The sequence below is a fragment of the Succinimonas amylolytica DSM 2873 genome (genome assembly GCF_000378405.1).
Taxonomy (GTDB): Bacteria; Pseudomonadota; Gammaproteobacteria; order Enterobacterales; family Succinivibrionaceae; genus Succinimonas; species Succinimonas amylolytica.
This window is the reverse complement of the sequence record NZ_KB899643.1, coordinates 10,383-20,825: the sequence shown is the minus strand read 5'-3', so window position 1 is coordinate 20,825 and position 10,443 is coordinate 10,383. Positions and strand designations below refer to the sequence as shown.

At 42.4% G+C, this 10,443-nt stretch carries 8 protein-coding genes; 3 read left to right on the top strand and 5 right to left on the bottom strand.

Features of this window, described 5'->3' with window-relative positions; all coding sequences use genetic code 11:
- Window positions 1-14 precede the first annotated feature (14 nt).
- A complete protein-coding gene (locus F557_RS0117650) occupies window positions 15-1,253 on the top strand; it encodes an ISAzo13 family transposase (RefSeq protein ID WP_026297996.1) in 1,239 nt (412 codons plus the stop codon).
- An 87-nt stretch (window positions 1,254-1,340) separates the two neighbouring features.
- On the opposite strand, the gene F557_RS0117645 is transcribed toward F557_RS0117650, so the two are convergent.
- The 4 genes from F557_RS0117645 to F557_RS0117625 all read right to left on the bottom strand — a co-directional run bounded on the left by F557_RS0117645 (window position 1,341) and on the right by F557_RS0117625 (window position 7,037).
- Window positions 1,341-4,103 (bottom strand): TrlF family AAA-like ATPase, encoded by a 2,763-nt coding sequence (locus tag F557_RS0117645; protein ID WP_019003531.1) that lies wholly within the window; start codon window positions 4,101-4,103, stop codon window positions 1,341-1,343.
- A gap of 261 nt (window positions 4,104-4,364) precedes the next feature.
- On the bottom strand, window positions 4,365-4,943 hold the full coding sequence (gene lpcA / locus F557_RS0117640) for a D-sedoheptulose 7-phosphate isomerase (protein ID WP_019003530.1): 579 nt from the start codon (window positions 4,941-4,943) through the stop codon (window positions 4,365-4,367).
- 75 nt (window positions 4,944-5,018) lie between these two features.
- Window positions 5,019-6,005, bottom strand: a complete 987-nt coding sequence (dnaQ, locus tag F557_RS20735; protein WP_019003529.1) for a DNA polymerase III subunit epsilon — start codon at window positions 6,003-6,005, stop codon at window positions 5,019-5,021.
- Between the two features lie 216 nt (window positions 6,006-6,221).
- Window positions 6,222-7,037 carry a cell division protein ZipA C-terminal FtsZ-binding domain-containing protein gene (locus F557_RS0117625; protein ID WP_019003527.1) on the bottom strand — a complete coding sequence of 272 codons (816 nt, stop codon included), beginning with the start codon at window positions 7,035-7,037 and terminating at the stop codon, window positions 6,222-6,224.
- Between the two features lie 789 nt (window positions 7,038-7,826).
- Here F557_RS0117625 and cysZ point away from each other — a divergent pair.
- On the top strand, window positions 7,827-8,681 hold the full coding sequence (gene cysZ, locus F557_RS0117620) for a sulfate transporter CysZ (RefSeq protein WP_019003526.1): 855 nt from the start codon (window positions 7,827-7,829) through the stop codon (window positions 8,679-8,681).
- Between the two features lie 65 nt (window positions 8,682-8,746).
- On the opposite strand, the gene F557_RS20730 is transcribed toward cysZ, so the two are convergent.
- A complete protein-coding gene (locus F557_RS20730) occupies window positions 8,747-9,331 on the bottom strand; it encodes an AAA family ATPase (protein ID WP_019003525.1) in 585 nt (194 codons plus the stop codon).
- A gap of 144 nt (window positions 9,332-9,475) precedes the next feature.
- Here F557_RS20730 and F557_RS23425 point away from each other — a divergent pair.
- On the top strand, window positions 9,476-10,443 hold a 968-nt coding region (locus F557_RS23425), incomplete at its 3' end, for a hypothetical protein (protein WP_019003524.1).

The following is a 10,443-nucleotide window of genomic DNA, read 5'->3' as shown; positions in this document are numbered from 1 at the left end:
TCAATGAGGCTGATATGGTAGAGCTTGACGAGGTTGCAATAGCAACAAAAATTAAAAAGATGCTTCCATTCCTGAATGAATTCCAAAAGCGGATATATCTTGCTTCAGAAGCAGAAATTTTGGGTTATGGCGGTGTTTCGAAAATCAGCAAGGAAACTGGAGTTTCCAGAGTGACCATAAGCTCGGGAATAAAAGAACTCAATTCCCTTGATGGAGAAACATCTGAACAATTGCAAATCAGGCTCCAAAAAGAGCGAGTAAGAAATGAAGGCGGCGGGAGGAAGCGTGTCGAGGAAACGCAGCCTGGGGTAAAGGAAGCCTTGGAATCAATCATAAGTGAAAGCTCCTTTGGTGATCCGCAAAGCCTGCTGAAGTGGACTACGAAGAGTCTGAGAAATCTTGAACAGGAAATGAACCGCAAAGGATTTAATCTCAAATACAGAAAAATTGGTTACCTGTTGAAAGAACTGGGATATAGCCTCCAACTGAATCAGAAGATGAATCAAGTGGGGCAGGAACATCCTGACCGTGATGAGCAATTTAAGCATATCAGCAGCAAGGCAAACTTCTTTCTTGAACAAAACTTTCCTGTGATATCAATAGATTGCAAAAAGAAGGAGAACATAGGAAACTTCAAGAACAACGGTGCAGAGTATGCTCCAAAAGGCACTCCGACAAAAGTTCTTGATCATGATTTTTCGTTGCCTGAACTTGGAAAAGCTGCTCCTTACGGGATATATGATATTGGTCTGAATGAAGGCTTCGTAAATGTCGGAGTAAGTTCGGATACCGCGCAGTTTGCCGTAAATTCAATACGTTCATGGTGGTATGAAATGGGCAAGGAAAGATACCCGGAAGCCAGTCAAATCCTAATAACCGCAGATGGTGGCGGAAGCAATGGATCTCGAAACAGACTGTGGAAATATGAACTTCAGCAGTTTGCAGACGAAACTAAACTGGCGATCAGCGTTTGCCATTTCCCGCCAGGAACATCAAAATGGAACAAAATTGAACATCGGCTATTCAGTCAAATTACAAAAAACTGGCGTGGGCGTCCCCTTGTTAGTTTGCAAGTGATAATAGATCTTATTGCCGGAACAACTACAGCGACCGGACTGAAAGTGGTGGCAAAAGCGGATGAAAAACAGTACTCAACTGGAATCAAAGTGTCTGATGAAGAATTTAAATCTTTGAACATAGTTGGTGATGAGTTTCACCCTGATTGGAACTACACAATCAGCCCGAATTTGTAAAGTTTATTTATGCACAGTTCCTTAGTTCAAGTCTTGAATCCTCACCCAGCTGGATATGCTCAAGCAATTCACTGTCGGTGTCAAACATCACAATTCCCTATCGTGCATAATTACCCTGTAGCGCTGACGAAACGCCTCGACGCCACCCTCCATTATACTGCATATGGCATTTCTTATTTCAATGTCCGCTAATCCGCCAGATCGCTCTACGCTAATTTGCCCCTTGGATAACTCCAGCACCGTAACTAATTCCGCATCGCCATTCACAACAATATTGGGATTATGGGTGACAAATATCATCTGTCTTCTGGGCTTATTCTCCAAAATCTGCCTTACTGCCAAATCATATATCAGAGCATTATCCAGATCATCCTCAGGCTGATCCAAAATTAAAGGGCAGTCACCATAACTCAGTAAAAAGGCTAAGATTGCCGATGCCTTCTGCCCGGAAGACCCCTTGCTGATATCTCTGTAGTTATCTTCCCGGGCATTTACCCTGTACTTCACAACAAGGAAATCATCAGGCCACCAGGAAAGAAGCTTATCAACAGACTCAGGATGATCTTCCAAAATACCCTTCAGTTTTTTCGCAAAAGACTTGCCAAGATCACTGCTGCCACTGGCAATTGCCAATGTTTTCTGCTTTAATTCCTGAACAGCTTTCAGCACTGCTTCTTTATCTTTTTTGTCACAGGAAACAAGTTCAGCCAGAATCCCCCCGTTTTGGCCATCATCTGTATCTAAAATCTGGCTTTTAAAAGAATAATTATCAATATTTAAGATACGGCGATATTCTGATTCAGCCGAAGTCAGATCACCAAACTGAATAAGCTCCATTCTGACATATTTGTTATCCCTTATTGTCTCATCTATAACCTGTTTTCTTTTATTAAAAAGCTCTGTTCGGAGATCAATAAGCTGTTCTGACGTCTTTTTAATTTCAGAATCCAGATTTGCAATCTGAATTTTTTTACGATCTAATTCTTTAAGTCTCTGACTTAGGAGACTGCGGCGCTTTACTGCTTCTTCGAACTGGGAAAGATCAGATCGCTGACTGTCGTTACTCTGAGAATGAATCAAATTATGATAGTCTTCCAGATTAAGCCTCAGATCCTGGTACCATTTTGACGATTTGACCGATTTTTGAAATTCATCGTCATAATTTTTTATATTGTCTGCGATACTCTGAATGGATTTTTTTGCGTCATCAAATTTTTCTTTAAACTGCTCATATATCTCAGTGATTTCATCCCTGGCATCACTGTTAGCAAAAAGAGCGTCCGGAAAGTCTGGAAAATCAGAACCGGCATTCACTGCCTCATGCAATCGTGATGACAGCCCCTGAAAAAAGTCCGAATGAAGAAGGCTTTTTTCCTGAATATCAAACTGATTATACTTTCTTATAATATCGGCAACACCATTGTTTTCAAACCGGGAAATAATATTTTTAACATGCTCCAATTCGTTTTTTACAGTAAGATAATCAGATAGATCCCTTTCCAGGGATCTCTTATCAGCACATAACTGGCAAAATTTCTTCTGAGCAACACTCCATCTGGAATCCCAGTCTTTTTTATCCACAGCCGGAGACTGATCAACTATAAACAGCACTCCCTGCGTATTGGTTGCCAATTCATTGATTTGATTTTGACTGCAGATTGAGACCGGACATAAGTTATGTATGACCGCATCATCACTTTCCAGCGCTTCATAGCCGTCTTTATCTTTTCTCCTGAGTGAAACCTTCTGGCTTAAGAAATCCCATGACAGCTGATACTCCACTTTATTACTTACATATGCAAGTGAAATTTTTGAATCAGGCAACATGACACCATCGTTCTTATCACCAATAAAATTCAGTAGCGAATTATACAGCCGAGGAGACTCATTTTTTAGATTATCAATAGCAGCTGTAACAACACGTATTGACTCTATTGCTGTTGATTTGCCGCTACCCCGCCCTCCTATAATTGCATTAAACTGCGGTTGAAAGTCAATCTGAAATAATGACTCCGATTTTCTGGCGCAATATTTCATACCTGAAATATTTAAGCTTTTAATGTAATGCAAGGGTGATACATTGGGGGCTGAAGAACCGTTATTAACACAATAACTGCCGTTTTTTAGCGCTATCTTCAAACTATCAATGCTTCTGTCACTAATCTTAATCCAGCTGAATTTTGAACCGATAGCTTCCAGCGCATGAGCGTCCGATCCCCGGACTTTTGAGATGCCTGTTATCGCATTTAAAAATTCATTACTTTTGTCATTAAATGCATCCACACTATGAAACTCAGCAGCATAAACACTTTTCAGGACCTCCTTCTGAAAAGGCTGGAGTCCTGCTTTCAGCTGATCTTCACTCAAAAATCCCTTTTTATAATCTATATGGGCTGGAATGGGGATCCCTTTTGCTTTTTCTATTATAGAAATCACATCTGAAAAGCTTTTTCTGGAAAATGTATCAGCCTGGCCATAGCGGTCAGCAATTTCACACTGAGCTAATACCGATACAATTACCCTGCTATCACAGGACGGATCAAATACTCCAAGTACGTGAATACCGTGGTCAGCAGTGATTTCCACACCGGGGAAAATAATCAGCTCTCTAAAGTCCTTAATGTCCAGAGAATGGCTTTTGAGCTTTTCATACGCAGCTTTGAGTTTATCAACCCATGCACCGGAATTATGATCTGTTACAACAACAGCATCCAGCCCCTTATTCATCGCAGCCAGCAACCATTGTTCCGGTGTAACGTTCTTCTCCCGGTAATCAGAAGACATCGGCGTATGGACATGAAAATCAACTTTATACCACTTGCTGCCGATAACTTTATTGTCATCACTCATATAAACATCCGTTTTTGCGTGGTATGGAAGGTTAAAAGCCGAACCTGACACCACTCAACTGATATTGTTAATTTTCGTAAAACACGACTCTCAGATTCTGGACTCGCATTTCCACCCCCTATTATGAAGGTTCACCTCTGATCCTCACAGACATTCCCGGCAAAATCGACAGAATCCCGCTCCCGGAATTTAATCTAAGGACAGTTCCTTAACAAGTCATCACCTTCACTCGTCCGCTACAGCCCGTTTTTCATAATAAAATCAGGACTCCAGCTTTACCTCAATGGCATGAATCAGGATGTGGATAACCTTGATATGCACTTCCTGAATGCGATCCGCAAACCCGAAATGCGGCACCCGAATTTCCACATCAGCAAGCCCGGCCAGCTTTCCGCCGTCCTTTCCGGTGAGTACCACCGTCTTAATGCCCTTCTTTCTGGCAGTTTCCACGGCATTTATGATATTCTGCGAATTCCCGCTGGTGGATATCCCCAGAAAAACATCCCCGGATCTGCCGACTCCCTCAAGATAGCGGGAAAACACATACTGAAAGCCGTAATCATTAGACACACACGAGAGGTGACTCGGATCAGAAATCGCAATGGCTGCATAAGCCGGACGGTTTTCACGATATCTTCCGGTAAGCTCCTCCGCAAAATGCATGGCATCGCAGTGGCTACCGCCGTTTCCAGCAGACATAATCTTGCCACCGGCACGAATGGCATCGGCCATGAAACCTGCGGCCTTCTCAATGCTGGCTATTACGGCATCATCCGCAGTGAATTTTCTGAGAACCTCCTGAGCCTCCTGAAGCTCTTCTCTGATATTGTAGCTGCCCATAATCTTTAAACCTCCCCAAGATTCAGAACCTGACCGCATAAACAATTCGGCCTTACTCGCCGGAACACTTCCATGTTAGCAGTTTTGCTGTTCGTTTTCACGTCTTTTGGTTTCTTCCAGCTCCTCTCTTTTGGCATCAAGCTTGGCCTGTTTGATTTTGCGGAGCTTTTCATCCCGCTCCTGACAGGCTTTTACATACCGATCATAAACACCGGCATCAGCTGGATATTCCCGGGTCAGTGCGGATTTCAGAGCCTCCTCAATCATGTCGTCATCCACAACCTTCTTAACCTTGCCCTCCCCCAGCGGTATTTCCTTCGGAGTGATGAGATATTCATCACCGAAACCAATATGCTCAATACCCTTGGACTGATTCATTTTATAGAGGTAACGAAGATGCTCTGACATTTCGAAAGAGTTTGGTCTGATAACACGGGTACGGATACTGCTGAAATCGCGGCGGGCATCCGCGGAAGCGCCAGGATCCTGTCCTTCAGCAAACAGGGTCTCCTGTCCGCCCGTCATGGCCAGATACACCTCAGACAGGATCTGGGCATCCAGAAGTGCACCGTGAGTGGTTCGGGCTGATTCGTCCACATTCAGCTTGGTACAGAGAGCGTCCAGACTGATACGCTGTCCGGGGTAAAGCTCTCTTGCAATGTCCAGGGTATCGGTAACCTTGCAGATATTCTCAACCTGCACATTGCTGTGCATAATATCGAACTCGCGATTCAGAAAGCCTACGTCGAATTTGGCATTGTGAATAATAAGCTCGGAGCCGGCGATAAAGTCATAAAACTGCTGATAGATTTCCGCAAATTTCGGCTTGTCTGCCAAAAATTCATCGGAAATGTGATGCACGCTGAAGGCTTCCTCGTCCACCTTGCGCTCGGGATTTATAAAAAGCTGCATGGTTCTTCCGGTAATGCGTCTTTTGATAATCTCCACACAGCCAATTTCAATAATCCGGTGATCTCCCGGCGTACCGTCATCGTTCTTGCCGGTGGTTTCGGTATCAAGACATATTTTGCGTTCGCACTGTTCGCGGTATTTTAAGCTCATTATTACGGAACCTCGTAAATCCCCATATCATCTGTCATTATCGAACACCAGCCGGACATTCCGGCGATCCTGCAAAAAAGGCACTGCATGAAAATAGCGGGAGCCCGTCCTCAAAAACACCAGCAGAAAATGATAGCCCCACAAAAAACAATCCCCAGACACTCCTGTAAAGAAACGCCTGAGGATGAAGCACTGCTAAAAGTGTGCTGTTATCCGTTACTGCCCGCCGGCATCGTAGAAGGCGAGAATTCCGGTGGTGTTTTTGAAAATAGCCTCATCAAAAGGCTTCTTCTGGTTATCCACCATTTTACCGCCCACCTCACGGCAGAGAATGTAGGCAAATTTGGACATTTCGCTGTAGGTAAACTCGGCCTCGCCTCTTTCCGGAAGAACCATGGAAACAATTATTGCCTTGTAGTTAAGAGAAAGAATCTCATTCTTAGGGAAACCATAGGGAGCCTTGTTGCCGCAGACAGTAAACAGTGTCCGCCCGTCCCGGCGGTACTCGTAAACATCATGCTCACCCTGCTCAAAATGGTACTTGTCGCACAGCTGACTCACCAGAGAGGCCGGAATCATGCCATTCTGATCCTCCGGAATAATATTGAACTGGTAGAAATCCTCAGGATGCCCCGGAGTGGAAGCCTCTTCCTCATTAGTCCTGGTTGAAGAAGAATCACTTCCTGACAGAAAGTTCTTCAGTCTGTACAAAAATCCCAGCTTAGCCATACTATTACCAGATCCCCTATTATTGTCATCAGACGCTTCGACAGAATTGTCAGGAGCTATGGAATTCTCCGTAAACTCCTCCACCGGCACCTTAACAGTCTCGCGTTCTTCAATAATTCTGACACCCTCTTCCTGAACACCCTCTTCATCAGTAAGAGGAGACAGTGCCTTTGCCGTGCTCTCGGTTATGCTGTCCCTTTCAAGAGGCTTGCGATTCTGCCGTCCCTGCAAAAAACCAGTGGCAAGATACACCGTCAGTGCAATCAGGCCAATCACAATAACCAGCAATGAAATTCCAGGCATATTCAAACTCCAAGAATACAACACAAATCCCCGGTTATTTAAGATTATTTTTCGATAATGCGGAGATCCTTTGAGAATTATAGCAAATTGCCCTAAAATTTAAAGATCGCCCGATCCCCTCTAAACCGATCTCCCCTCCACGCCCTGCCCCTCTTTCATAACTGTTCCTGCACCCTGACACGACGCTTCCAATAACTGATAAACCTTATCCGGAAACCGCGGGAATCCTGTGCAAAACCGCATTTTCGGACAAAACAGACGGGCTCTCAGAAAAGGAACTCCCGGATAAAGCCAGCCCCTGGCATAACTGCTTTATAACCTATCCTCCGGTATGACTTAAAATTCCCTGAAGCCTAAAGTATGGATGGCTCGTTAACTGTTCCAAAGAAAGAAGTCTATGCTCCACGTCAGTTCAGAAAGGAAGGACTTCCTCCTTACGGCTTTACTTCAGTACTGAGATGATCAGTAAAACCTCCCGGAACATTTTATGGTCATCGACACATGTAAAACGCTCCGGATATCCACAGACGAAGCGTCAAACTGCACTATTTTATTTTGTCCGTCTTTTGTCAGTCTACTGCTAAAACAGACGAGGGCACTTTCTCCATACCGGTATGCCCTCAGAAGTCATAATTACCCCTTTGTTTGTCAGCTACCGGAAATTTAATATCCTATGGTTGTTACCAGCAACCCCGGTTTCAGGTACAATCATGCCTCAGACACTTTACTCAAAGAGACTGCCTGAAGTTTTTAAGTTCAGCCTCAAAAAAACACCATACCGCAAACACCATGACAGAAAATTTCAACAAACTGCAAGGCTTCAGATACTTTTTTAAGGGAATGAGAATTCTTGCCACCAAGGGACTCAGACGCTATATCGTTCTCCCGTTTTTAATCAATGTTCTTATTATGGGAACCGGACTCTGGTTCGGCTTTGGCATTGCCAGGGACTGGACCTCTGCCATGACAGCCAGTTATCTCCCGGACTGGCTGCAGTGGCTGACCTATTTGGTGGATCCCATCATATTTATCTGTTTTCTGGTAATCATCTTTTACACCTTCACGCTGTTCGCACTTACCCTGGGGGCTCCCTTCTACAGCATTCTTTCCGAAAAGGTTCAAACCATTTACTACAATAACGAGCCCTTCAGCAGCAAAATGTCCGTAAAGGAAACCATTAAGGACATTCCGCACCTTGTATTTCTGGAACTCCGGAAACTGATGTACCGGATTCCCTTCATGATAGTCAGTATCATCCTGATGTTCATCCCGGTTATCGGTCAGGCCGGAGCCATTATTCTTACCTCCTGGTGCAACGCCATTGACTACACCAGCTATGGCTATGAAAACAACCGCTATTCTCTTAAAGTATCCCGGAAAAACCTTACCGAAAACAAGCTGCTCTGCATTTCCTTTGGCTGCACAGTATGGGCGGCTCTCCTGATTCCGTTTATTAATCTCGTCATGATCCCGGTAGCTGTGGCCGGAGGCACCATGCTCTGGTATGAAAAGCTGAAACCGGCTCTTCCTGCTTCAGGTGATGATTTTCCAAAAGGCACTGCCGCCGGTGATATTCAGCACGCTCCGGAAAACAGAAATCCCGCCACCACTGTTACGAAAAGCACTGAAACTGCCAGGAAGTAACCTTACGGTTCAGGAGCCCCCAGGAAGTACAGCCTTGAATCCTTCACTCCTTTAGCAGAACCGGTTTAAACACACTTATTATATTCCATTCTTGATAATTCGGGAATAGCTCCGAATTTACCTAATAAGTAGTCATCTTGATCAAAATCATCAACATCAGAAAAATCGAATAAAGAATACAACTGTGATTTTCCGTCTTTATCTTTTTCTACAAACCACACTTCTTCTTTTTTCAATACATGATTATCCAATTGCCACGTATCATAAGCAGTAAAAACCAATTGCGCATGATTGATATTAGTTTTTGGATTTATAAATGTAATCAAAATATTTCTTACTAATAACGGATGCAATCTGGCATTTAACTCATCGATGAATAATACACTGCCCTTTTCTAAAACATCTTTTAATTCATGATATAAAGAAAGCATCTTCAACGTCCCGGCTGATTCAGCGCTGAGTGGAATTTCAGCCATATCATTAGAATTATTTATTTTATGCAGGGTGCATATTTTATATGCTTTACTACCATTATATTCCGCTACTTCTTCAATCTTAAAATCTTCTATATGTCTATCAAATGATGCCAGAAAATTAACGACACTCTTCTGTTCTTCTCTGCTTTCAATAAAATTATCAGGTAAACCCAAATTCCCTGTAGTTTCTGGTAACTACACCTAGTTCTACACCACCAAATATCCCTTTCAATTCCTTATTTTATATGTATTTCCAGTTGCTATGGACGAATTTGTTGTGCCATAATGTAGTTACAGGTTTATAAATGGTAACTATAAATGTCAGATAATGCCGCAAAATGCCCAAATAGGTTATCCTTCCAATATAAAGGCAACTATAAGTATGCTAAGGTTCCTGGAACTTCATATCGCGAAAATGGAAAAATCCGGAAAAAGGGTACGATATATCTAGGCAGAATAATTGATGAGAAAAATAATATTTTCTACAGCAAGGAAAGAGGTGTTTTTAAGTATGATATTGAAAACAACCAATTTCTTCGAGCCGATCCTTCCTTTACAGGTACTTTGCAAAACGATCAAAGAAAGAAACCTAAGTTAATTTTAGATTTCGGAGATTCGTTTTTCATTAATGAATTAATTCATCAAATGAATTATGATAAAGTGCTCAATAGCATCGGATATAAAAACAAAGATACATTATATTCCATGGTCATGTTTTATGTGCTTACTGATATTTCATGTATGCATTGTAACACTTGGTATGATGGTAATTTTGTCAAAATATTATATCCCAATGCTGATTTACACTCACAACGAATAAGTGAATTCCTCTCATTTTTAGGGAAAGAGGAAATAAGACAAAAATTCTTCAAATCTCATATAGATTGGATTAAAGAAAAAATTTCTAACGATCCTGCTATTGTTATAGATAGCACTGGCTTACCTAATGATATTCAAATTGAACTTACAAATGTAAGCAATCATAATAATATTATTAGTAATGAAGTTCGAATGATATCAGCTATTCAAAGAGATTCAGGCTACCCATTAATTTTCAGAGCAATCCCTGGGAATATAAACGATGTATCGACGCTATCTGAAACAATAACAGTGCTTAATGGGTATGGCGTAAACTCTGACATGGCCTTGCTTGATGCAGGTTACTTATCAGAAAAGAACATTGACAACCTCTACTATGCCAATATTGATTTTGTTGCAAGATTACCTGAAAAACTAAAGACCATATACGATAATATTGTTGAACAAGGTAAAAATGAATTGCGAAG

Bases quoted from the DNA above. Each gene is read 5' to 3' on its own strand.
- lpcA (WP_019003530.1), bottom strand. From the start codon at position 4,943: ATGGGCAGCTACAATATCAGAGAAGAGCTTCAGGAGGCTCAGGAGGTT.
- cysZ (WP_019003526.1), top strand. From the start codon at position 7,827: ATGACAGAAAATTTCAACAAACTGCAAGGCTTCAGATACTTTTTTAAG.
- F557_RS0117625 (WP_019003527.1), bottom strand. From the start codon at position 7,037: ATGCCTGGAATTTCATTGCTGGTTATTGTGATTGGCCTGATTGCACTG.
- F557_RS0117650 (WP_026297996.1), top strand. From the start codon at position 15: ATGGTAGAGCTTGACGAGGTTGCAATAGCAACAAAAATTAAAAAGATG.
- dnaQ (WP_019003529.1), bottom strand. From the start codon at position 6,005: ATGAGCTTAAAATACCGCGAACAGTGCGAACGCAAAATATGTCTTGAT.
- F557_RS0117645 (WP_019003531.1), bottom strand. From the start codon at position 4,103: ATGAGTGATGACAATAAAGTTATCGGCAGCAAGTGGTATAAAGTTGAT.